This is a genomic window from Streptomyces sp. NBC_01717 (genome assembly GCF_036248255.1).
Classification (GTDB): Bacteria; Actinomycetota; Actinomycetes; order Streptomycetales; family Streptomycetaceae; genus Streptomyces.
Genome location: NZ_CP109178.1, coordinates 6,233,454 through 6,256,276, shown reverse-complemented (window position 1 = coordinate 6,256,276; position 22,823 = coordinate 6,233,454). Strand labels below are relative to the sequence as shown.

At 71.4% G+C, this 22,823-nt stretch carries 17 protein-coding genes; 3 read left to right on the top strand and 14 right to left on the bottom strand.

Going from position 1 to position 22,823, the window contains the following annotated elements:
- Window positions 1-52 precede the first annotated feature (52 nt).
- Window positions 53-1,156 (bottom strand): carbohydrate kinase family protein, encoded by a 1,104-nt coding sequence (locus OHB49_RS28180; RefSeq protein ID WP_329163854.1) that lies wholly within the window; start codon window positions 1,154-1,156, stop codon window positions 53-55.
- A gap of 331 nt (window positions 1,157-1,487) precedes the next feature.
- Between OHB49_RS28180 and OHB49_RS28175 the strand changes: the two genes are divergently transcribed.
- Entirely contained in the window at window positions 1,488-2,846 is a 1,359-nt protein-coding gene (locus OHB49_RS28175; RefSeq protein WP_329163853.1) for an MFS transporter, read from the top strand.
- Here OHB49_RS28175 and OHB49_RS28170 read toward each other — a convergent pair.
- From OHB49_RS28170 to hrcA, 9 genes are all read right to left on the bottom strand, one after another.
- Window positions 2,810-3,802, bottom strand: coding sequence for an adenosine deaminase (locus OHB49_RS28170; RefSeq protein WP_329163852.1), 993 nt, complete (start codon window positions 3,800-3,802; stop codon window positions 2,810-2,812). The genes OHB49_RS28175 and OHB49_RS28170 overlap by 37 nt on opposite strands.
- A gap of 37 nt (window positions 3,803-3,839) precedes the next feature.
- The gene (locus OHB49_RS28165) at window positions 3,840-4,751 is read right to left on the bottom strand and encodes a ribonuclease Z (protein WP_329163851.1); all 912 of its coding nucleotides are present in this window, start codon (window positions 4,749-4,751) and stop codon (window positions 3,840-3,842) included.
- Between the two features lie 14 nt (window positions 4,752-4,765).
- On the bottom strand, window positions 4,766-5,125 hold the full coding sequence (locus tag OHB49_RS28160) for a histidine triad nucleotide-binding protein (protein WP_030970198.1): 360 nt from the start codon (window positions 5,123-5,125) through the stop codon (window positions 4,766-4,768).
- A 129-nt stretch (window positions 5,126-5,254) separates the two neighbouring features.
- Window positions 5,255-8,497: a S41 family peptidase gene (locus OHB49_RS28155; RefSeq protein WP_329163850.1), complete on the bottom strand. Its 3,243-nt coding sequence runs from the start codon at window positions 8,495-8,497 to the stop codon at window positions 5,255-5,257.
- Between the two features lie 79 nt (window positions 8,498-8,576).
- Window positions 8,577-9,041: a hypothetical protein gene (locus tag OHB49_RS28150; RefSeq protein WP_329163849.1), complete on the bottom strand. Its 465-nt coding sequence runs from the start codon at window positions 9,039-9,041 to the stop codon at window positions 8,577-8,579.
- Between the two features lie 196 nt (window positions 9,042-9,237).
- Window positions 9,238-9,984, bottom strand: a complete 747-nt coding sequence (locus OHB49_RS28145) for a 16S rRNA (uracil(1498)-N(3))-methyltransferase (RefSeq protein WP_329163848.1) — start codon at window positions 9,982-9,984, stop codon at window positions 9,238-9,240.
- Window positions 9,981-11,054 (bottom strand): nitronate monooxygenase, encoded by a 1,074-nt coding sequence (locus OHB49_RS28140; protein WP_329163847.1) that lies wholly within the window; start codon window positions 11,052-11,054, stop codon window positions 9,981-9,983. Before OHB49_RS28140 ends, OHB49_RS28145 begins: the two co-directional genes overlap by 4 nt.
- 189 nt (window positions 11,055-11,243) lie before the next feature.
- Window positions 11,244-12,380 carry a molecular chaperone DnaJ gene (gene dnaJ / locus OHB49_RS28135; protein ID WP_030921089.1) on the bottom strand — a complete coding sequence of 379 codons (1,137 nt, stop codon included), beginning with the start codon at window positions 12,378-12,380 and terminating at the stop codon, window positions 11,244-11,246.
- Complete coding sequence (hrcA, locus tag OHB49_RS28130) at window positions 12,381-13,397, bottom strand: heat-inducible transcriptional repressor HrcA (protein WP_030921092.1); 1,017 nt, start codon at window positions 13,395-13,397, stop codon at window positions 12,381-12,383. It abuts the gene before it with no gap.
- Window positions 13,398-13,588: 191 nt separating this feature from the next.
- Between hrcA and OHB49_RS28125 the strand changes: the two genes are divergently transcribed.
- Both OHB49_RS28125 and OHB49_RS28120 read left to right on the top strand, forming a co-directional pair.
- Entirely contained in the window at window positions 13,589-14,311 is a 723-nt protein-coding gene (locus OHB49_RS28125; protein WP_329163846.1) for an MBL fold metallo-hydrolase, read from the top strand.
- A gap of 25 nt (window positions 14,312-14,336) precedes the next feature.
- On the top strand, window positions 14,337-15,158 hold the full coding sequence (locus tag OHB49_RS28120; protein ID WP_030970188.1) for a DUF3097 domain-containing protein: 822 nt from the start codon (window positions 14,337-14,339) through the stop codon (window positions 15,156-15,158).
- A 123-nt stretch (window positions 15,159-15,281) separates the two neighbouring features.
- Here the strand turns inward: OHB49_RS28120 and hemW are convergent, their stop codons facing one another.
- The 4 genes from hemW to lepA form a co-directional block, all read right to left on the bottom strand.
- Window positions 15,282-16,523: a radical SAM family heme chaperone HemW gene (gene hemW / locus OHB49_RS28115; RefSeq protein ID WP_313937220.1), complete on the bottom strand. Its 1,242-nt coding sequence runs from the start codon at window positions 16,521-16,523 to the stop codon at window positions 15,282-15,284.
- A gap of 33 nt (window positions 16,524-16,556) precedes the next feature.
- The gene (locus OHB49_RS28110) at window positions 16,557-18,530 is read right to left on the bottom strand and encodes an ATP-binding SpoIIE family protein phosphatase (protein WP_329163845.1); all 1,974 of its coding nucleotides are present in this window, start codon (window positions 18,528-18,530) and stop codon (window positions 16,557-16,559) included.
- Between the two features lie 203 nt (window positions 18,531-18,733).
- Complete coding sequence (locus tag OHB49_RS28105) at window positions 18,734-20,623, bottom strand: AMP-dependent synthetase/ligase (protein ID WP_329163844.1); 1,890 nt, start codon at window positions 20,621-20,623, stop codon at window positions 18,734-18,736.
- 315 nt (window positions 20,624-20,938) lie between these two features.
- A complete protein-coding gene (gene lepA / locus OHB49_RS28100; protein ID WP_078852645.1) occupies window positions 20,939-22,813 on the bottom strand; it encodes a translation elongation factor 4 in 1,875 nt (624 codons plus the stop codon).
- Window positions 22,814-22,823 lie beyond the last annotated feature (10 nt).

The following is a 22,823-nucleotide window of genomic DNA, read 5'->3' as shown; positions in this document are numbered from 1 at the left end:
CCGAGGGCTTTTTCGTACGCATGGCGAACACGCGTGCCCCGATACCCCTGTGTCACGCCGGGCTGCGGAAGCCGATCGTCGGCACGGCCCGGCGCAGCGGCCAGGGCCGGGCGGCCGCGGGCAGCAGGTCCTCCAGGAACGCGTACCGCTGCAGCGCCGCCGGATCCTGGCCGTCGCAGGTGCGGACCCGCTGCCACCAGGCGGCGATCTCCGCCCAGCCCGGCGCCGACAGGGACCCGCCGAACTCCTGCACGGAGAGCGCCGCGGTCAGTCCGGCGAAGGCCAGCCGGTCGGCCAGCGGCCAGTCCGCCAGGGTGCCGGTGACGAAACCGGCGACGAAGACGTCGCCCGCCCCGGTCGGATCGAGCGCCTCGACCTCGATCGCGGGCACCTCGGCGGTGACGCCGGTCGCCGCGTCCACCGCGTACGCGCCCTCCGCACCGAGCGTGACGACGGCGAGCGGCACCCGCTCGGCCAGGGCGCGGGCGGCGGCGCGCGGGCAGTCGGTGCGGGTGTAGCGCATCGCCTCCTCCGCGTTTGGCAGAAAGGCCTGGCAGTGCTCCAGGTCGGGCAGTGCGTCCAGGTCCCACCGGCCGGTCTCGTCCCAGCCGACATCGGCGAAAATCCGGGCGCCGTGCCGGGCCGCGGTGGCCACCCACGGTTCGCTGCGGCCGGGGGCCAGTGAGGCGACGGCGGCACGGGCGCGCGGCGGGCAGTGCGGGAAGGTCCGGTTCGCCCGGGTGGCGGGCGGCGGGGCCTCGTGGCCGTGCGAGACCATCGTCCGCTCGCCCTCGTACGCCATCGACACGGTCACCGGCGAATGCCAGCCGCGGACGGTGTGCGACATCGAGAGGTCGATGCCCTCGCCCTGCTCGAGGGCGTCCCAGCAGTACTCCCCGTAGTGGTCGTCACCGAATGCCGCGGCGAGCGAGGTGTGCAGTCCGAGTCTGGCGAGTGCGGTGGCCATGTTGGCGACCCCGCCGGGACTGGAACCCATGCCGCGTGCCCAGGACTCGGTGCCGCGGACCGGGGCGCTGTCCAGGCCGGTGAAGACGATGTCGAGGAAGACCGTGCCGGTGAGGAACACATCGCAGGCCGGGTCCTGCGGGGCGCGCAGTCCGTCCAGTGGGTCGATGCCTGGATTGTCTGTGCTCACCTTGCACTCCCCGGTCGTGGCAGATCCCGCCAGTGTGCCCGATACGCGTACACATCCGGAGGGTCCGCGCCGCCGCGCCGGGAGGGCGTGCGGCCGGCCTGCGCGTACGCACGCTGACCTGCGTAAACATTCGCTGATACCCGGCCTGCAGGGCTGTAAACACAAATGTGACTCAGATCACATGAGTGTGCCTTTCGGTCGGCTGTGCGCACTTGATACAAATTGGCGCGCGAGCATCGCCGTCGGCGTCACGGACGGGTGCGCCGCTTTCCCCCCGCATTTTCCCTCATTGCCCTCCCCTGCCTTCTTCGGCATGTCTTCAGGAACTCCCATGTCCTCGCGCCCGCGCGCCGCGTGGCCCCTGGTCGCCGTGTTCACCGCCGGTTACCTCGCCGCCTATCTGCTCCCCACCCTCGTCGCCAGGCTCTCCACCCATCTGGGCCTCAGCGCGGCCCAGGCCGGTCTGGTCGGCAGCGCCCTGCTGCTGAGTTCCGCCGGTGCCGGGTTCTCGCTGGCCGGCCGGGTCGAGGTGTACGGACTGCAGAGACCGGCACGGATCGGGCTGCTCCTGGCCGTGGCCGGGTACGGCTGCGCCGCGCTGACGGCCTCCGTGCCGCTGGTGGTCATGGGCGCGATGATCGGCGGCTTCGGCTCCGGTACGGCGACGGCGGTGGCCGCGGCCGGCATCGCCGCGCAGCGCGATCCGCACCGCACCTCGTCCCTGGGACTGCTCAGCGTCTCCGCGACCGCGGGCGTCCTCTATCTGACGATGCCGCACCTGGGCGGCGGCCACCGACTTCCGTTCGCCTCGATCGCGCTGGTCGCCCTGCTCGTCTGGCCCGCCACCGCACGGCTCGGCGGCTCGGCGGCCACCGGTGCCGGCGCGCCCGCCTCCGGGCGGCTGCCGCACCGCCGCTCCGGTCTGGTGCTGGCGGGCGGCATGCTCGTCTGGTCCATGGCACAGAACGCGCTGTGGGGGGTCAGCAGCCGGATCGGTGTGGTCCAGGCCGGGCTCTCCGAGGTCACCGTCGGCGCGGTGTTCGCCGCCGCGCTCGGCGCCGGGCTGCTCGGTGTGATGGGTGCCGGGGTGCTGGGCGCACGGCTCGGCCGGGCCGTACCGATCGGCCTCGGCACGATGATCATCGCGGCCAGCATCGTGCTCAGCTCATCGGCGGGCGGCCTCGGTTCGTTCGCCGCCGGCGAGATCACGTGGAACACCGTCTACCCGGTGGTCCTCTCGTATCTGATCGGTCTGGCCGCGGCCCTGGACGTACGCGGCCGCTGGGCGGTCCTCGCGGGATCCGCGTCGTCCGTCGGCGTGGCCTGCGGCCCGGTCCTCGGCAGTGTGCTGTCCGAGGTGGCCGGCTATCCGGTGATGGGCCTGCTCCTGGGCGCCGTGACGCTGCTGGTCGCCGCCCCGGTCACGGCCGTCGCGCTGCACACCGGTGGCCGTCCGCTGGTGCCCGGTTCGGTCCGCCGTCGGGGCGGCGCTCCCGCGGCTCTGCTCGCCGCCACCACCGGCACGCTGTCCGGTGCGGTGCCGAAGCTGGGGTCGCCCGAACAGGCCGTCACGGAGATCAGCGTGCCCGCGCTGCGCCGCAGGCGCCTCGGCAGGAACGCGTTCCGGACGGCCGGTCCGTCGGGTGCGGGCGGTCAGTCGAACGCGTACGCCTCGACCTCCGACAGATAGCGCGACCTGCGCTCCTCGTCGTGGTCGAGGAAGGCCGCCTCGAACGAGTTGCGGGCCAGCGTGCGCAACTGCTCACGCTCCAGGCCGAGCGCCTCATGGACGGCGTGGAAGGTGTCTCCGACGTATCCGCCGAAGTAGGCGGGGTCGTCGGAGTTCACCGTGCAGACCAGCCCGGCGTCCAGCATGGCCCGCAGCGGGTGGTCCTCCAGTATGTCGACGGCACGCAGCCGCACGTTGGACAGCGGGCAGAGCGTGAGCGGCACCCGCTCGGCGACGAGCCGCTTCACCAGCTCCGGATCCTCCATGCAGCGCAGCCCGTGATCGATGCGCTCGACCCCGAGGACGTCGAGCGCCTCCCGGATGTACTCGGGCGGGCCCTCCTCGCCGGCGTGTGCGACCTTCCGCAGCCCGAGCGCCTCGGCCGCCTCGTACACCTCACGGAACTTCGCGGGCGGATGCCCGACCTCCGCCGAGTCGAGGCCGACGGCGCTGATCCGGTGCAGATAGGGCTTCGCGGCGTCGAGGGTCTCCAGGGCCGACGCAGCGGACTGGTCGCGCAGGAAGCACATGATCAGCTGGGTGGAGATGCCGTGCTCCTCCTCGCTGCGATCGAGCGCCCGGCCGAGTCCCTCGACGACGGTGCCGATCGGGACACCACGGGCGGTGTGCGCCTGCGGGTCGAAGAAGATCTCCGCGTGGCGGACGCCCTGGGCGGCGGCGCGGGTGAGATAGGCGTCGGCGAGTTCCTCGAAGTCCTGCTCGGTGCGCAGGACGGCCATCAGCGCGTAGTACAGGTCGAGGAAGGTCTGCAGATCGTCGAAGAGGTAGGCGGTGCGCAGCTCTTCGGTGTTCGCGTACGGCAGCTCCACGCCGTTGCGCGCGGCGAGGACGAAGGCCAGCTCGGGTTCGAGGGTTCCTTCGATGTGGAGGTGGAGTTCGGCCTTGGGGAGTTGCACGGTTTCTCGCTAACGAATGGTGTTGCTGTTGCTGTCACTACTGCTGATGGCGGGTGGGAACGGGAACGCTTATCAGGTCCTGGGCGATGGTCAGTTCGCCCTCGAACCCGGCGGCACGGGCCTGGGTGGCGAAGAGCTCCGGGTCCGCGTACCGCTGTGAGAAGTGCGTGAGCACGAGATGCCGTACGCCCGCCTCCCGGGCCACCCGGGCCGCCTGTCCGGCGGTGAGATGACCGTGGTCGGTGGCGAGACGTTCGTCCTCGTCGAGGAAGGTCGACTCGATGACCAGCATGTCGCACCCCTCGGCGAGCGCGTACACGCCGTCGCAGAGCCTTGTGTCCATGATGAACGCGAAGCGCTGTCCGCGCCTGCTCTCGGACACCTCGTCGAGTCCTACGCCGCCCAACGAGCCCTCGCGCTGGATCCGTCCGACGTCCGGCCCGCTGATCCCGTGCTCGGCGAGCCGCTCGGGGAGCATGCGCCGCCGGTCGGGCTCGACGAGGCGGTAGCCGTACGACTCGACGGGGTGCGAGAGCCTGTGGCTGTGCAGGGTGTACGCGTCCGTCTCGGCGAGGATCCCGTCGGCGGCGACCGGGGCCTCGGTCAGCTGGACGGACTCGCGGTAGGCGGTCGCGTACCGCAGCCGCTCGAAGAAGTGCCGGCCGCTCGCCGGGTAGTGCGCGGTGACGGGGTGCGGTACCTGGTCGAGGTTGATCCGCTGGATCACCCCGGCCAGGCCGAGCGAGTGGTCACCGTGGAAGTGAGTGATGCAGATGCGGTTGATGTCGTGCGCGGCGACCCCGGCCCGCAGCATCTGGCGCTGGGTGCCCTCGCCCGGGTCGAAGAGGATGCCCTCGCCGTCCCAGCGCAGCAGATAGCCGTTGTGGTTGCGGTGTCGGGTGGGGACCTGGCTGGCGGTGCCGAGGACGACGAGTTCTCGTACGGACATGATGCGGCGGCCTGTTATCCGGGAGGCCACTGCATTCCGCGGCCGCCCAGGACGTGGGCGTGCGCGTGGAAGACGGTCTGCCCGGCACCGGCGCCGGTATTGAAGACGACCCGGTAACCGGTGTCGGTGATCTTCTCGTCGGCGGCGACGTGCCCGGCCTCGCGCAGTATGTCGGCGGCGATCTGCGGTTCGGCGGCGGCGAGGGTGGCCGCGTCGCGGTGGTGGACGCGCGGGATGACGAGGATGTGGGTGGGGGCCTGGGGGTTGATGTCGCGGAAGGCTACGGTCGTCTCGGTCTCGCGGACGATGGTTGCCGGGACGTCTCCCGAGACGATCTTGCAGAACAGGCAGTCGGGCTGCGGTTCTCCCGCCATGGCCGGGCTCCTCGGTCGCGTGGTTGATCCGTACACGGGCATGCTATCGGGCGTGGTTGCCCCGTTCTCGAAGCCGGGGCGGGGCCCCGGCTTCGAGAACGGACGAGCAGGGGAACGAGCCCCCGCCTGCTACCCCGGCAGACCCGGTGCCGTCTTCGCCGGACTCTCCGCGAGCCCCTCGAGCGCGATCCGGATCGCCGCATCCAGCTGCGGATCCCGTCCCACCGCATGGTCCTGCGGCGTCATCACGACCTCCACATCGGGATCCACCCCGTGGTTCTCCACACCCCAGCCGTACCCCTCCAGCCAGAACGCGTACTTGGGCTGTGTGACCAGCGTGCCGTCGACCAGCCGGTACCGGCTGTCGATGCCCACCACACCGCCCCACGTCCGGGTACCGACCACCGGCCCGATCCCGAGCGCCTTGATCGCCGCGTTGACGATGTCGCCGTCCGAGCCGGAGAACTCGTTCGCCACGGCCACCACCGGACCGCGCGGCGCGTCCCCGGGGTAGCTGTACGGCTGCATGCCGCGCGGCAGATCCCAGCCGACGATGCGCCGGGCCAGCTTCTCCACGACCAGCTGCGACGTGTGGCCACCCCGGTTCTCCCGTACGTCCACCACCAGCCCTTCACGCGCCACTTCGACCCGCAGGTCCCGGTGCAGCTGGGCCCAGCCGGAGCCGACCATGTCGGGCACGTGGAGGTAGCCGAGGCGGCCGCCGGACTGCTCGTGCACGTACGCCCGTCGGTCCGCCACCCACGCGTGGTACCGCAACGCCTCCTCGTCCGCGGTGGGCACGACGACGACATGGCGCAGATTGCCGCCGTCCGCCGGCTCGACGGTCAGCTCGACCGGCTTGCCCGCCGAGCCGGTGAGCAGCGGTCCGGGCCCGGTCAGGGGGTCGATCTCCTGCCCGTCGACGGCAAGGATCGCGTCCCCGGCGCGGACCGCGACGCCGGGCGCGGCGAGCGGCGAGCGGGCCGCCGGGTCGGACGTCTCGGAGGGCAGGATCCGGTCGATGCGCCAATGGCCGTCGTCCGTACGGGAGATATCGGCCCCGAGCAGCCCCTGCCGGCTCGTGTCGTCGTGCCGGCCACCCGACGGCGTCACATACGCATGCGAGGTGCCGAGCTCCCCCTGCACCTCCCAGAGCAGGTCGACGAGGTCGTCATGGGTGGCGACGCGCGCCAGCACCGGCCGGTAGCGGTCGAGGACCCCGTCCCAGTCCACGCCGCCCATGTCGGGCCGCCAGAAGTTGTCGCGCATGATGCGGCCGGCCTCGTCGTACATCTGGCGCCACTCGGCGGCCGGTTCGACGGTCCGGCGGATCCGGGAGAGGTCGACGGTGTCGCTGCCGCCGTCGTGGTCGTCGTCGGAGCCCGCCGGGACACGGCTGTCGGCGGGCACGACGCGCAGCTTGCCCCGGGTGTGCAGGACCAGCCGCCTGCCGTCGCCGCTGACGGCGAACCGGCTGACGTCGGAGGCGAGTTCGTCGCTGTGCAGCTTCTCCAGGTCGTACCGCTCCAGGACGGTCTCCGGCCCCCGGGAGTCCGGCGTCGCCCCTGCCGTTCCGAGCACGCCCGTCACCGGGTGCCGCAGCCACAGCAGTCCGTCCTTCGCCGCGCGCAGCGAGGAGTAGCGGGCGGCCTCGACGGGCAGCGGCACGATCCGGTCGGCGAGCCCTTCCAGGTCGATCCGGGTGACGGGCAGCGCGGTGGGGTTGTCCTGGTCGCCGTCGCCGGAGTTCTTCTCCTTCTCGGTCGGGCGGCCGTGGCGCTGCGGCCCGAACGGGGAGGGTGTGGTGGCGGCGAGCGTCAGCAGGTGCGGGCGGCAGGCGCCGACGAAGGCCAGGTCGAAGACGTGCGCGTCGTAGACCGGGTCGAAGGCCCGCTCGGAGAGGAAGGCGAGGTGCTTGCCGTCGACGGTGAACGCGGGGGCGTAGTCCCGGAAACGGAGCGGCGTGGCCTCGGCGACCGACAGGTCGGCGAGGTGCGCGAGCTTGAGCTGGCTCAGCGGCTCGGGCCCGGGGTGGGACCAGGCGAGCCATGCGGAGTCGGGCGAGAAGACGAGCCCGGAGGCGTCGCCGTGTTCACTGCGGTCGACCTCGTGGACCTCGCCCCTCTCCCGCTCGACGATGAGGATCCGGCCGTCGTGCGAGGCGACAGCGAACCGGCTGCCGTCGGGGGCCGCCGCCAGGTCGAGCACCCTGCCGAGCCGGCCGGCGGCCAGTCGGCGCGGTGCGGTGCCAGGAGCGATCCCGGTGGCGGGTGCGCACTCGAGGGCGTCGTCGCCCTGCGCGTCGGTGACCCAGACGACATGCTGATCGCCGTCGGCCTGGAAGGTACGGGGCAGCCTGGCCCGCACCCCGGGTTCGACGGCCAGTGCGCGGGCCGGGCCCTCGCGGTGGGTGACCCAGTGGACGGCGCCGCGCGTCCCGACGGCGCTGCCGCGGCCGGTACGGTCCGGGGACGCCGAGTCGAGGTGGCTCCCGGCGTGCACGGGGTGCGGCTGGAGGTCGGCGCGCTGGCCGCCGAGGCGGATGTCGATACGGCGCGGTCCGGCGCCTTCGAGGTCGTCGAGCAGCCACAGCTCACCGGCCGAGGCGTAGCTGACGCGGGTGCCGTCGGTCGTCGCGTGGCGGGCGTAGAAGCCGTCGACCTCGGTGTACCGGCGCAGGTCGGAGCCGTCGGGGAGCGAGGAGTAGAGCGCGCCGACGCCTTCGTGGTCGGAGAGGAAGGCGAGACGGTCGCCGACCCACATCGGGCATTCGATGTTGCCGTCGAGGCCCTCGTGGATCCGTACGAAGTCCGCGACGCCGTCCGGTCCCTGGACTTCCCCGGGTGCTTGCGCGAGCCACAACTTGCCCGCCGTGCCGCCCCGGTAGCGCTTCCAGGTGGCGGCCTCGCGCCCCATGGTGGCGGAGAGCAGCAGGACCCGTCCGCCGGGCCCGTACGCGAGGGAGCCGACCGGTCCGTACGGCAGGATCCGGGCGGGCCCGCCGTCGACCGGGACGGCCCGGGCCCAGCTGCGGCGCAGCGACACCTGCCCCTGGGTGCTGATGACCAGGACGTCGCCTTCGGGGGTCCAGCCGCGTACGGACGTCCGGGCGTCGCCCCAGTAGGTCAGCCGCTTCGAAGGACCGCCGTCGACGGGCGCGAGGTGCACCTCGGGGGCACCGTCCCGGGTGGACGTCCAGGCGACGTGGGTGCCGTCGGGCGATATGCGCGGCTGGCTGACGGGCCGGTTGTCGGCGCTGACCCGCCAGGCCCGGCCGCCGTCGAGCGGCGCCAGCCAGACGTCGTCCTCAGCGGTGAAGGCGATCAATTCGCCCTGGACATGGGGGTACCGGAGATAGGCAGGCTGTGTCACATCGATCACCCTAGGCCGCGGTCGTGCTCCGGGGAACGGGGTTGGCCGGAGTCCGCCCACACCTGCGTGCCGGACGCACTCACTTGCCCCGGGGATATTCGATCACCGTGACGGTCACGGTGACCGTCGGCCGGGCACCGCCAACACCGCCGTTTCCGCCACCCCCGCCGTTCCCGCCACCTCCGCCTCCCGTCGGCGGCGTCACGACGCGGGTCGAGGGGGCGGCGTCGCAGTTGCCGAGCACATCGGCCCGCAGGACGGTCCTGTCGCTGACCCTTCCGGTCAAGTCCCCCCGCACACAGGTCCCGTTGACCTCCTTCGTGACCTTGCCGGCGAGCGTGATGTCCTTGCCGCCCACGGTCCGGCCGCGGCAGTCGACCTGCGCCACCTGCTGCACGGACGCGGAGGGTGAGGGCGAGGACGGCGTCGCACCGACGCCCTCGACCTCGGCCGTGCAGTTCAGCCACCGCACATCGACCCCTTTGCCCTCCAGCGCCCCGGTGCCCGCCCGGTCCGTGGTCAGGGCGACGGACGCGGAGTTCATTCCGTCGATCGGCTCACAGGCGACGGCCCCCGCAACCGTCGCACCGACGAGGCACAGTACGGCCGGAATGCGACGGGTCCGGCCGCGCCCCCATGGACTTGATGCCCTCAATGTCCCCATACGTGGAAGCGTCCCACTACTCCCCCGTCGCGCGGTAGACCGCTTGCGGCCACACCGGACTTGCTGTATGAGGTGGTTAGGCCCAGCGGCCGGTACGCCCCAGCAGCAGCGCCGTCGCCGCGGTGCCCGCCGTGGAGGTGCGCAGCACGCTCCGGCCGAGCCGGCAGGTCCGGGCGCCGGCCTCGGCGAAGGCTTCCAGCTCGGCCGGCGAGACACCGCCCTCGGGCCCCACGACCAGCATGATCTCGCCCCCGACCGGGAGTCCGACGGTGGCCAGCGGCTCGCTGTCGTACTCCCGCTCCTCGTGCAGGACGGCCGCGAAGTCCGCTGTGGCCAGAAGAGCGGCAACCTGATTGGTCGTCATGGCGTCCGTCACCTCCGGGAACAGCACCCGGCGCGACTGCTTGCCCGCCTCGCGGGCCGTGTTCCGCCATTTCGCCAGGGATTTGAGGCCACGATCACCCTTCCATTGGGTGATGCAGCGCGAGGCCTGCCACGGCACGATCGCGTCGACACCGGTCTCCGTGAGCGTCTCGACGGCGACCTCGCCGCGGTCGCCCTTGGGGAGCGCCTGGATCACGGTGATACGGGGCGCGGGCCGGGGCTCCTCGTGGACCGTGCCGAGGCCCGTCAGGACGAGCCGGTCCTTGCCCTCGGCGGCCTCCACGACGCCTTCCACCCACCGGCCGTGACCGTCCGTCAGGACGACGTCCTCACCGGCGTGCAGCCGTTTCACCGATACGGCGTGCCGCCCCTCCGGCCCGTCCAGGACGAACCGCGGGCCGCTGGGGACCTGCTCGACGACGAAGACCGGTGCGGTCACTGCGTGCTCCTTGTGCTCACTGCCGCGCGCGCGGCATCCAGTTCCTCGGCGAGCAGTTCGGTCAGCCGGCCGGCCGGCAGCTCGCGTGCCATCCGGTGACCCTGGCCCGCCCACAGGGCCATGCCCTGGGCGTCCCCGGCCTTGGCTGCGGCCTTGCGCAGCCCGCTGGTGACATGGTGCACCTGCGGGTAGGCGGCGGGGGCGTACGGCCCGTGCTCGCGCATGAAGCGGTTGACGAGGCCGCGGGCCGGGCGCCCGGAGAACGCCCGGGTCAGCGCCGTCCGAGCGAACAGCGGGTTGGTCAGCGCCTGCTTGTGCAGCAGATGGGCACCGGACTCGGGGCAGGCCAGGAAGGCCGTGCCGAGCTGCGCCGCCTCGGCGCCCGCTGCGATCACCGCCGCGATCTGGGAGCCACGCATGATGCCGCCCGCCGCGATGACCGGCACCTGGACCGTCTCGCGGACCTCGGCCACCAGGGAGAGCAGTCCGATGCCGGTGCCGTCGGTCTGCGGGTCGTCGCGGTAGGTGGACTGGTGGCCGCCCGCCTCGATGCCCTGGACACAGACCGCGTCGGCACCGGCCCACTGGGCGGTCTGCGCCTCCTCCGGCGTGGTGACCGTCACGACGGTGTACGTGCCGACTCCGGCGAGCGCGTCGAAGGTGTCGCGGGTGGGGCAGCCGAACGTGAAGGAAACCGCCGGAACCGGGTCCTCCACAAGGATGGCGAGCTTGGCTTCGTATCCGTCGTCGCCGCACGGGTCCGGGTCACCGAGCGGGGTCTCGTACCAGGCGACCTCACCGGCCAGCTGATGCCGGTACACCTCGACGGCGCTCGGGTCCGCGAGGTTCGGCTGCGGCATGAAGAGGTTGACGCCGAACGGCTGACCGGTCAGCCGGCGCAGCTGTTTGATCTCGTTGTACATGCCGTCCGCCGTCTTGTACCCGGCAGCGAGGAAACCGAGCCCGCCCGCTTCGGCGACGGCTGCGACCAGCTGTGGACAGGACACACCGCCCGCCATCGGGGCCTGCACGATCGGATACCGGCAGAGATCGGTCAACGCGGATGACATGACCGCATCGTGCCACGTCGCCTGCACCCTGCCGAATCAGCCATGAGGCGGCCGGAAAGATATCCGAAGCGCGAGCCCCGAGGGGGATCCGAAAGGTGACCGGAAGGGGTACCGCCATATGCCAACCGCCCGCCGGTCCAGGACCGGCGGGCGGTGCGTTGCAGAGGGCGGTGACGCGACGGACGGCGCTCAGCGGCCGTTGAACGCGTCCTTGAGCCGGGAGAACAACCCCTGCTGTCCCGGCTGGAACTGACCGGTGGGCCGCTCCTCGCCGCGCAGCTTCGCCAGCTCACGCAGCAGTCGCTCCTGCTCCGGGTCCAGCTTCGACGGGGTCATCACCTCGACGTGCACGATCAGATCGCCGCGCCCGCCACCGCGCAGGTGGGTGATGCCGCGGCCGTGCAGCGGGACCGACTGACCGGACTGGGTGCCCGGCCGGATGTCGACCTCCTCCAGGCCGTCGAGCGTCTCCAACGGCACCTTGGTGCCGAGCGCGCCCGCCGTCATGGGGATCGTGACAGTGCAGTGCAGATCGTCGCCGCGGCGCTGGAACACCGCGTGCGGCAGCTCGTGGATCTCGACGTACAGGTCGCCGGCCGGGCCGCCGCCGGGGCCGACCTCGCCCTCGCCCGCAAGCTGGATGCGGGTGCCGTTGTCGACACCGGCGGGGATCTTCACGGTGAGCGTGCGCCGCGAACGGATGCGACCGTCACCGGCGCACTCCGGGCACGGGGTCGGCACGACCGTACCGAAGCCCTGGCACTGCGGGCAGGGCCGCGAGGTCATGACCTGGCCGAGGAACGACCGGGTGACCTGCGAGACCTCACCGCGACCGCGGCACATGTCACAGGTCTGGGCGGAGGTGCCGGGTGCGGCGCCCTCGCCGCTGCAGGTCGTACAGACGACAGCCGTGTCGACCTGGATGTCCTTGGTGGTGCCGAACGCGGCCTCGCCGAGATCGATCTCCAGCCGGATCATCGCGTCCTGGCCGCGCCGGGTGCGCGAACGGGGTCCGCGCTGCGACGCCGTACCGAAGAACGCGTCCATGATGTCGGAGAAGTTGCCGAAGCCACCCTGTCCGAATCCGCCCGCGCCACCGCCGCCGGAGGCGGACAGCGGGTCACCGCCGAGGTCGTAGACCTGCTTCTTCTGCGGGTCCGACAACACCTCGTAGGCGGCGTTGATCTCCTTGAACCGCTCCTGCGTCTTCGGATCGGGATTGACATCCGGATGCAGCTCGCGTGCGAGCCGCCGGAAGGCCTTCTTGATCTCGTCCTGAGATGCGTCGCGGCGCACGCCGAGTACGGCGTAGTAGTCCGTGGCCACTTACGACTCCGCCAGGATCTGTCCGACGTAACGTGCCACTGCGCGTACCGCTCCCATCGTTCCGGGGTAGTCCATGCGGGTCGGTCCGACCACGCCGAGTTTGGCGACTGCCTCGTCGCCCGAACCGTAGCCGACCGCGACGACGGACGTGGAGTTGAGCCCCTCGTGGGCGTTCTCGTGCCCGATACGTACGGTCATGCCCGAGTCCTTGGCCTCGCCGAGCAGCTTCAGCAGCACGACCTGCTCCTCCAACGCCTCCAGCACCGGCCGGATCATCAGGGGGAAGTCGTGCCCGAAGCGGGTGAGGTTGGAGGTGCCGCCGATCATCAGCCGCTCCTCCGTCTCCTCGACGAGGGTTTCGAGCAGGATCGAGAGCACGGTGGACACGGTTCCCCGGTCCTCGCTCTCGAAGGATTCCGGCAGATCCTGCACCAGTTGCGGGACGTCCGCGAAACGGCGTCCGACGACCCGGCTGTTGAGCCGGGCCCGCAGATCGGCGAGAGAAGTCTCACCGAACGGCGCGGGGCAGTCGATCATGCGCTGCTCGACCCGGCCGGTGTCCGTGATCAGCACGAGCATCAGCCGGGCGGGCGCCAGCGACAGCAGCTCCACATGCCGCACCGTCGACCGGGTCAGCGAGGGGTACTGCACGACGGCGACCTGCCGGGTCAGCTGCGCGAGCAGCCGTACGGTGCGGCCCACGACGTCGTCGAGGTCGACCGCGCCGTCGAGGAAGTTCTGAATGGCCCTGCGCTCAGGCGACGACAGGGGCTTGACCCCCGCGAGCTTGTCGACGAAGAGCCGGTAGCCCTTGTCCGTCGGGATGCGCCCCGCGCTGGTGTGGGGCTGGGCGATGAAGCCCTCGTCCTCCAGCACTGCCATGTCGTTGCGGACCGTGGCCGGGGAGACCCCCAGTTTGTGCCGCTCGGTGAGCGCCTTGGAACCGACGGGCTCCTCGGTGCCGACATAGTCCTGGACGATGGCGCGCAGCACTTCGAGTCTGCGTTCGCTGAGCATGGCGCACACCTCCAGCTGTGTCACTCGGTGGATCCCGGTCGTTTCCGTCGTTCCTCGAAGAGCCCTGGCACTCGATGCGTACGAGTGCCAGTAATCCCCCGCCAGTGTACGGCGGCCGGGTAGGGCCCTAGCAAGGGCGACCGGCCACGCTACCCCGAGACTGCGCAGGTCGTTGCCGATAGCGTCGCCGCATGGACGCCTCTTGGGAAGAGTTCGGCTGGGAGCGACTCGGCAACGGTGTGGGCCGACGACGGCTTCCCGGGTGGGACGCGACGGTCGCACTGGTGGTCGGAACGGACGGGGCGCTGCTCTTCGACACCGGATCGACGCTGCGCGAAGGCGCGGAGATCCGGGCCCAGGTCGAGGCACTGATCGGCCGGAGGGTGACGCATATCGCACTCAGCCACCCCCACTTCGACCATGTGCTCGGCACCGCGGCCTTCTCCGGGGCCGAGGTGTACGGGGCGGTCGGAGTGACGGATCTCCTGGCCCGCGGAGCGGACGAGCTGCGCGCCGACGCCGTGCGCCACGGGGTGCCCGAGGGGGACGCGGCGCAGTCGGCCGATGTGCTGGTGGCGCCGCACCACCAGGTGCACGACGAGTGGACCCTCGACCTGGGCGGTGGCCACCAGGTGCTGCTGGCGAACGTGGGCCCCGGCCACAGCGGCCACGATCTCGCGGTCCTGGTGCCCGGCTCCCCCGCCGTCGTGCTCTGCGGCGACCTGGTCGAGGAGTCCGGCGAACCGCAGGCGGGCCCGGACGCGATCCCGTCGCGCTGGCCCGCCGCGCTCGACCGGCTGCTGGCGCTGGGCGGCGAGGACGCGGTGTACGTGCCGGGGCACGGTGCGCTCGTGGACGCCTCGTTCGTACGTGCGCAACGTGACCAACTGTCCACTGCCTTCGGCGTGTCGTGACCCGTTCACGTCCTATCGTCGTCCGATGCGCAGCTACCACCCGGATCTGACCCCACCGTGGAAGAAGTCCGCCCCCGTCCCCGAGGTCCCCGCCGAGCCCGATCTGGTCGTGGAGGAGGTCTCCAGCGGCTTCTGCGGCGCCGTGATCCGCTGCGAGAAGACGGCCCAGGGCCCGACAGTGACCCTGGAGGACCGGTTCGGCAAGCACCGGGTGTTCCCGATGGAGCCTCGCGGCTTCCTGCTGGAGGGCCGGGTCGTCACCCTCGTACGCCCGTCCGCGCCCGGTCCCGTGCGCCCCGTCCGCACGGCCTCCGGCTCGCTCGCGGTCCCCGGGGCGCGGGCGCGGGTGGCACGGGCGGGCCGGATCTATGTCGAGGGCCGACACGACGCCGAGCTGGTCGAACGGGTCTGGGGCGACGACCTGCGCATCGAGGGCGTGGTCGTCGAGTACCTGGAGGGCATCGACGACCTCCCGGCCATCGTCCGCGACTTCTCCCCCGGCCCGGACGCGCGACTGGGCGTCCTGGTCGACCACCTGGTCCCCGGCTCCAAGGAGTCGAGGATCGCGAGCGAGGTCACGGACGCGAACGTGCTGGTGGTGGGCCACCCCTACATCGACGTCTGGGAGGCGGTGAAGCCGTCGTCGGTCGGCATCGCGAGCTGGCCGGTGGTCCCGCGCGGCCAGGACTGGAAGACGGGCGTGTGCCGGTCGCTGGGCTGGCCGGAGAACACCGGGGCGGCGTGGCAGCGCATCCTGTCCACGGTCCGCTCGTACCGCGACCTGGAGCCGGCGCTGCTGGGCCGGGTGGAGGAGCTGATCGACTTCGTCACGGCGCCGACGGGGTAGGCGGTCCGATGTGCCCACCGTGGCCGGGCGCCTTCGGCCCGGCCGGGGTTCGGGGACCGGGGGCGAGGCCCCCGGTTTCGGGTAGCAGGGGTGCGGGCGCGCCGACGCCTCCACCCGTCCCCATCAGTCCACCAGGTCCCTGACCACCGCGTCCGCAAGCAGCCGACCACGCAGAGTCAGCACGGCCCGCCCCTCCGCATACGGCGCCTCCTCCAGCAACCCGTCCGCCACAGCTCGTCCCGCCGCGGCCAGCCCGGCCGGCGCCAGCAGGGACAGCGGACAGCCGTCGACCAGCCGCAGCTCCAGCAGGATCCGTTCGACGCGACGGTCCTCCTCGGAGAGCACCTCGCGTCCCGCGCCCGGCGACCGCCCTTCCGCCAGCGCCTGCGCGTACGCACCGGGATGCTTGACGTTCCACCACCGCACCCCGCCCACATGGCTGTGCGCGCCCGGCCCGGCCCCCCACCAGTCGGCGCCCCGCCAGTACAGCTCGTTGTGCAGGCACCGCCCCTCCGGCGTCCGGGCCCAGTTCGACACCTCGTACCAGGAGAAGCCCGCCGCGGCCATCGCCTCGTCGGCGATCAGATAGCGGTCGGCGTGGACGTCGTCGTCCGTCATCGGAACCTCGCCGCGCCGGATCCGCCGCGCCAGCTGCGTCCCCTCCTCGACGATCAGCGCGTAGGCGGACACGTGGTCCGGCCCCGCCCCGATCGCCGCGTCCAGCGAGGCCCGCCAGTCGTCGTCGGACTCCCCGGGGGTGCCGTAGATCAGGTCGAGGTTGACGTGCTCGAAGCCGGCGGCCCGCGCCTCCGCGACGCACGCCTCGGGCCGCCCCGGCGTATGCGTACGGTCCAGGATCTTCAGCACGTGCTGCCGCGCACTCTGCATCCCGAACGAGATCCGGTTGAAGCCGCCTTCCCGCAGCTCCGCCAGATATGCCGGATCGACGGACTCAGGATTGGCCTCGGTGGTGATCTCCGCGTCGTCGGCGAGTCCGAACTCGTCGCGGATCGCCGCCAGCATCCGTACGAGATCCCCGGCGGCCAGCAACGTGGGCGTGCCGCCGCCGACGAACACCGTACGGACCGGCCGCGGGTCGTCGCCGAGCACCTTGCGGGCCTGCCGGACCTCGCCGATCAGGTGGGCGGCGTAGTTGTCGCGGGATGCCAGCGCACCGCCGGAGCCGCGCAGCTCGGTCGCGGTGTACGTGTTGAAGTCGCAGTAGCCGCAGCGGGTCGCGCAGTACGGCACATGCAGGTAGAAGCCGAGCGGGCGGTCGGCGGCGCCTTCCAGGGCATGGCGGGGCAGGGCCCCGTCGTCGGGCACGGGTTCACCATCGGGCAGTACGGAAGGCATACCGTCCATTGTCACTCGCCGCCGGCCGTTCCCGGCCCACGCTCACTGGGCCTGCAGCACGACCAGCGCCAGATCGTCGTCCGGCGGTCGCTCGGCGAACTCGTGGACGGCCCGTTTGATCCGGTCCGCGATCCCTTCCGCGGTCAGCCCGGCGCAGCCGGCCAGTGCCCGGGCCAGACCGTCCCCGTCGTCGAACATCAGCGGCCCGGAGCGCCGCTCCGTCACGCCGTCCGTGACGCACAGCAGGCTGTCGCCCGGCGCCAGGTCGAAGCTCTGGCTCTCGTACGCGACGTCCTCGACGACCCCGAGCAGCACCTGCGGCTCGGCGGCGGGCCGCACGGTGCCGTCCGGGCGCAGCAGCAGCGGCAGCGGATGGCCCGCGCTGGCCAGCGTGCAGCGCACGCCGCCGCCGGGCAGCGGCACCATCTCCCCGTACAGCAGGGAGAGGAACCGGGGCTGCCCGCCGTCCGGCAGCTGCTGGCCGTCCTCCCGCAGATGCTGGCCGCCCTCCGTCAGGTGCTGCCCGCCCGCCGCAGCGACCATGAGAGCGGCGGCCTCGGCGGTCTCCATCGCGTCGTCGAGGAGGAGGCGGTTGAGCCGGTCCAGCACTTCGCCGACGCGGAAGCCCTCCCGGGCCAGCAACCGCAGCCAGGGCCGGGCGAGGCCGGTGACGACTGCGGCCTCGGGACCGCTGCCCTGCACATCGCCGAGGATGAAGCACCAGCGGTCGCCGGGGCACGCGAAGATGTCGTAGAAGTCACCACCGACGACGCCGTCGTCACTGGGCTCGTACACCAGTGAGCTGGTGACGCCGGGGATGTCGGCGACCTTGCTGGGCAGCAGTCCGCGCTGCAGGATGCGGCTGATGGTGGCCTGTCGCGTGTAGGCCCGGGCGGCGCCGACGGCGAGGCCGACACGGCGTACGAAGTCCTCGATCAGCGCGGTCACCCCGTCGGGGACACGGGCGATGCCCTCCCGTCCCAGGAGGACGGCTCCGAGCGTGCGGCCGCCGGCGGTTATCCGATAGGCGAGCGCGGCCCCCGCACGGCCCTTGGAGCGCCCGTCGGCGCCCGGATCGGCCCCGTCCTCGTCGGCCCCGGGCCACGGCATGGAGACGGGCCCCGTGCCCACCCGCTCCGGCAGCCGGATCGGGTCCTGCTCCAACACGGTGCGCAGCTGCCCGGTCTCGGCCTCGTCACGGTGCCAGACGCTCGCGAGCCGGGGGACGGCCGAGGGCCCGCCGTTCTCCGGTTCCAGCCAGATCGCGCACCAGTCGGCGAGTCTGGGCACAAGTAACTGCCCGGCGAGTGCCGCCACGATGTCCTCGTCGAGCTGGCCGGCGAGCAGGTCCGATGCCTCGGCGAGGAACGAGAGCGCACCGCGGCCCGCCCAGTCCGCGTCGTCGCGCAGAGCGCGCCGGGCGGTGGGGGCGAGCAGCTCGGCGGTGCGCAGCCCGCTTCGGAGTTCCGGCCCCGCGGCCGGCTCGGGCAACGCGGTCCAGTCGTCGACGGGCAGCCGGGCCCAGACGGTCTTGAGGCCGGTGCGGTACGTGATGCCCCAGCGCTCGGCGAGTGCGGCGACGATCTGCAGCCCGCGCCCGACCTCGGCCGGGTCGTCCGGGTCCGCCGCGGGCACCGGGTCGGGGCGTTCGCTGCGTACGGACCGGGCGGGGTGGTGGTCGGCGACCTCCAGCACCAGGGCTGCGGCCTCGTCCTCGGCCGCCTCCTCCAGCCGGAAGAGCAGCTCGACGGTGGTTCCGGCGTGCACGACGGCGTTGGTGACGAGCTCATCGGCGACGATCACCGCGTCGTCGGCCAGCCGGTCGCTGAAGCCCACCGCCGCGGGCAGCCCGAGCCCGGTCCACTCGGCGAGGGCGGCCCGGACGAACCGGCGCGCGGCGGCCGGGGCGAGGAGATTCCCCGGCAGGCTCGTCCGGGCGACCGGCTGCGCGTCCGCCCGTCCGACGTGGTTGTCGGGACGCTGAACGGTGTCCCGCTGCAAGGGAATGGGCCCCATGGCGCCGCTCCTGACCTGTTCTCGCACGGCCTGTTTGGCGCCGTGTGCCGCTGACGACACGGACAGAGTGACAGACCGACCCTCCGCAGAAGCACCGAGTTACCGAAGTGGGAGGAGAACACACAGGAACGACGAGCAGGAACGGGCATCAGGAACAGCGGTGCGGACGGGGCGGACCGCCCCGTCCGCACCATGTGCCGTGCCTACGCCTCGCGGGCGCCCACGTACATCTCGTCGATGAGGCCCTTGTACTCGCGCTCGACGACCGGCCGCTTGAGCTTGAGGCTCGGCGTCAGCTCGCCGTGCTCGACATCGAGGTCGCGCGGCAGCAGCCGGAACTGCTTGATGGTCTGCCAGCGCTGCAACCCCCCGTTGAGCCGCTTCACATAGCCGTCGATGAGCTCCACGGCCTTCGGGGACGCCACCACTTCGGCGTACGGCCTGCCTTCCAGGCCGTTCTCGGCGGCCCAGCCGAGGATGGTCGGCTCGTCGAGGGCGATCAGCGCGGTGCAGTAGTTACGGTCCGCGCCGTGCACCAGGATGTTGGAGACGAACGGGCACACCGCCTTGAACTGTCCCTCGACCTCCGCCGGGGCGACGTACTTGCCGCCCGACGTCTTGATCAGGTCCTTCTTGCGGTCGGTGATCCGCAGGTAGCCGTCCACGGACAGCTCGCCGATGTCACCGCTGTGCAGCCAGCCGTCGGCCTCCAGCACCTCGGCGGTCTTCTCCGGCTGCCGGTGGTAGCCCTGCATGATGCCGGGGCCGCGCAGCATGATCTCGCCGTCGTCGGCGATCCGTACCTCGGTGCCGGGGAGCGGCTTGCCGACCGTGCCGGTGCGGTAGGCCTCGCCGGGGTTGACGAAGGAGGCGGCGCTGGACTCGGTGAGTCCGTAGCCCTCCAGGATGTGGATGCCGGCACCTGCGAAGAAGTAGCCGATGTCGGGGGCGAGCGCCGCGGAGCCGGAGACACAGGCGCGCAGCCGGCCGCCGAAGGCCTCACGGATCTTGGCGAAGACGAGGGCGTCGGCGACCTTGTGCTTGGCGCCGAGGCCGAACGGGACGGAGGCCGTGCCGGTGCGCCGGAAGTTGTCCTGGGACACCTTCGCGTGCTCGCGGGCGACCCCGGCCGCCCACTGGAAGATCTTGTACTTGGCGCCGCCACCGGCCCGCGCCTTGGACGCGACCCCGTTGTAGACCTTCTCGAAGATTCGGGGAACGGCGGCCATGTATGTCGGCTGGACCACCGGCAGATTCTCGATGATCTTGTCGATCCGGCCGTCGACGGCGGTGACGTGGCCGACCTCGATCTGGCCCGAGGTGAGGACCTTGCCGAAGACGTGCGCGAGCGGCAGCCAGAGGTACTGGACGTCGTCCTTGGTGATCAGGCCGGTCGCCACGGTGGCCTTGGCCATGTACGACCAGTTGTCGTGCGGCAGCCGTACGCCCTTGGGACGGCCGGTGGTGCCCGAGGTGTAGATCAGGGTGGCCAGCTGTTCGGCGGTGATCGCCTCGACCCGCTCCTTGACCGCGCCCGGGTTCTTCGCCAGGAGATCGGCGCCACGGGCCTCCAGATCGGCCATTGAGAGCACCCAGCCCTCGGGGTCGGCCGCGTCGGGCTCGACACCGTCCGGGTCGATGACGACGACATGGGCGAGGTTCGGGAGGTCACCGCGGCGCTCGCGCGCCTTGGCCAGCTGGCCGGCGTCCTCGGCGATCAGCACCCGGCTCTCGGAGTCGGCGAGGATGAACGACGATTCCTCGGCGTTGGTCGACGGGTAGATCGTGGTGGTCGCGGCGCCGGCGCACATCACGCCGAGGTCGGCGAGGATCCACTCGACGCGGGTGGCGGAGGAGAGCGCGACCCGCTCCTCCGGCTCCACCCCCAGACCGATGAGCCCTGCGGCGATCGCGTACACGCGCTCCGCGGCCTGTGCCCAGCTCAGCGACTTCCACTCGTCGGCGCCCTGTCCGGTGGCCGAGGCGACCGGGTAGCGGTAGGCCTCCCCGTCCGGAGTGGCCGCAACGCGGTCGATGAAGAGGGTCGCCACGGAGGGCGGTCGGTTCTCGATCAGGGTCTGTGTGTCGCTCACGACATCCTCCGGGCCTGCGGCAGTGCTTCACGACCGGTTGTTTGGTTGCTGCGTGCTGCTGCTTGTTCCTGCTTACGCGTCCGTCTGCGTGCTGATCCTGCGTGCGTGATTCCGCTTGTTTAACTCGCGAGTAACTACGAGCCGTGATCAGGGTAGAGCGCGCGCGTCCGCCGCGTAAGAGGCAATGGGACGCCGCTTCATAACAAACGGACCCCCACGCCGCAGGGTGCTGCGACGCAGGGGTCCGTTGGGGCTACCGCCGAGTAGGGGCAGCCTGGCTCAAGCCGGGACAGAAGCGGAAATCCGCCACGGGAACTACTTCTTGCCCTTGCTCTCCCCGCCCGACTCGTCGGTGGACAGCACGGCGATGAAGGCCTCCTGCGGCACCTCGACGTTGCCGACCATCTTCATCCGCTTCTTGCCTTCCTTCTGCTTCTCCAGCAGCTTCCGCTTACGGGAGATGTCACCGCCGTAGCACTTGGCGAGAACGTCCTTGCGGATGGCGCGGACGGTCTCACGGGCGATGACCCGGGAGCCGATTGCCGCCTGGATCGGCACCTCGAAGTTCTGCCGCGGGATGAGCTCGCGCAGCTTGGCGACGAGCCGCACGCCGTACGCGTACGCCTTGTCCTTGTGCGTGACCGCGGAGAACGCGTCGACCTTGTCGCCGTGCAGCAGGATGTCGACCTTGACGAGCTGGGCGGACTGCTCGCCGGTGGGCTCGTAGTCGAGCGAGGCGTAGCCGCGGGTCTTGGACTTCAGCTGGTCGAAGAAGTCGAAGACGATCTCGGCGAGGGGCAGGGTGTACCGGATCTCGACCCGGTCCTCGGAGAGGTAGTCCATGCCGAGCAGGGTGCCGCGCCGGTTCTGGCAGAGCTCCATGATCGCGCCGATGAACTCGCTGGGGGCGAGGACGGTGGCACGTACGACCGGCTCGTGCACCTTGTCGATCTTGCCCTCGGGGAACTCGCTCGGGTTGGTGACGATGTGCTCGCTGCCGTCCTCCATCTCGACGCGGTAGACCACGTTGGGGGCGGTGGCGATGAGCTCCAGACCGAACTCGCGCTCCAGGCGCTCGCGGATCACGTCGAGATGCAGCAGCCCGAGGAAGCCGACACGGAAGCCGAAGCCGAGGGCCGCGGAGGTCTCCGGCTCGTACACCAGGGCGGCGTCGTTGAGCTGGAGCTTGTCGAGGGCCTCGCGCAGGTCCGGGTAGTCGGAGCCGTCCAGCGGATACAGACCCGAGAACACCATCGGCTTGGGGTCCTTGTAACCGCCCAGCGCCTCGGTCGCGCCCTTGCTCAGGGAGGTGATCGTGTCACCGACCTTGGACTGCCGGACGTCCTTCACACCGGTGATGATGTAGCCCACCTCGCCCACACCGAGGCCGTCGGCCGGGGTCATCTCCGGGGAGGAGACACCGATCTCCAGCAGCTCGTGGGTGGCACCGGTGGACATCATCCTGATGCGCTCGCGCCTGTTGAGCTGACCGTCGACGACACGGACGTACGTGACGACGCCGCGGTACGAGTCGTAGACCGAGTCGAAGATCATCGCGCGGGCCGGGGCATCGGCCTTGCCGATCGGCGCCGGGACGTCCTTGACCACCCGGTTCAGCAGGGCGTCCACGCCGACACCGGTCTTCGCGGAGACCTTGAGGACGTCCTCGGGCTGGCAGCCGATGAGGTTGGCCAGCTCCTCGGAGAACTTCTCGGGCTGCGCGGCCGGCAGGTCGATCTTGTTGAGTACCGGAACGATGGTGAGGTCGTTCTCCATCGCCAGGTAGAGGTTGGCCAGCGTCTGGGCCTCGATGCCCTGCGCGGCGTCGACCAGCAGGACCGTGCCCTCGCAGGCGGCGAGCGAACGGGAGACCTCGTACGTGAAGTCCACGTGGCCCGGGGTGTCGATCATGTTGAGGATGTGGGTGCTGCCCTCGCCCTCGCCCGTGGTGGGCGCCCACGGCAGACGGACCGCCTGGGACTTGATGGTGATGCCGCGCTCGCGCTCGATGTCCATCCGGTCGAGGTACTGAGCGCGCATCTGCCGCTGGTCGACCACGCCCGTCAGCTGGAGCATCCGGTCGGCAAGGGTCGACTTGCCGTGGTCGATGTGAGCGATGATGCAGAAATTGCGGATCAGCGCCGGGTCGGTACGGCTCGGCTCGGGCACGTTGGTAGGAGTCGCGGGCACGCAGGGTCCT

Coding starts and splice junctions, on each gene's coding strand:
- OHB49_RS28175 (WP_329163853.1), top strand. CDS start 1,488: ATGTCCTCGCGCCCGCGCGCCGCGTGGCCCCTGGTCGCCGTGTTCACC.
- OHB49_RS28165 (WP_329163851.1), bottom strand. CDS start 4,751: ATGTCCGTACGAGAACTCGTCGTCCTCGGCACCGCCAGCCAGGTCCCC.
- OHB49_RS28160 (WP_030970198.1), bottom strand. CDS start 5,125: ATGGCGGGAGAACCGCAGCCCGACTGCCTGTTCTGCAAGATCGTCTCG.
- OHB49_RS28150 (WP_329163849.1), bottom strand. CDS start 9,041: ATGAACTCCGCGTCCGTCGCCCTGACCACGGACCGGGCGGGCACCGGG.
- OHB49_RS28140 (WP_329163847.1), bottom strand. CDS start 11,054: ATGTCATCCGCGTTGACCGATCTCTGCCGGTATCCGATCGTGCAGGCC.
- hrcA (WP_030921092.1), bottom strand. CDS start 13,397: ATGCTCAGCGAACGCAGACTCGAAGTGCTGCGCGCCATCGTCCAGGAC.
- OHB49_RS28125 (WP_329163846.1), top strand. CDS start 13,589: ATGGACGCCTCTTGGGAAGAGTTCGGCTGGGAGCGACTCGGCAACGGT.
- OHB49_RS28120 (WP_030970188.1), top strand. CDS start 14,337: ATGCGCAGCTACCACCCGGATCTGACCCCACCGTGGAAGAAGTCCGCC.
- hemW (WP_313937220.1), bottom strand. CDS start 16,523: ATGGACGGTATGCCTTCCGTACTGCCCGATGGTGAACCCGTGCCCGAC.
- OHB49_RS28110 (WP_329163845.1), bottom strand. CDS start 18,530: ATGGGGCCCATTCCCTTGCAGCGGGACACCGTTCAGCGTCCCGACAAC.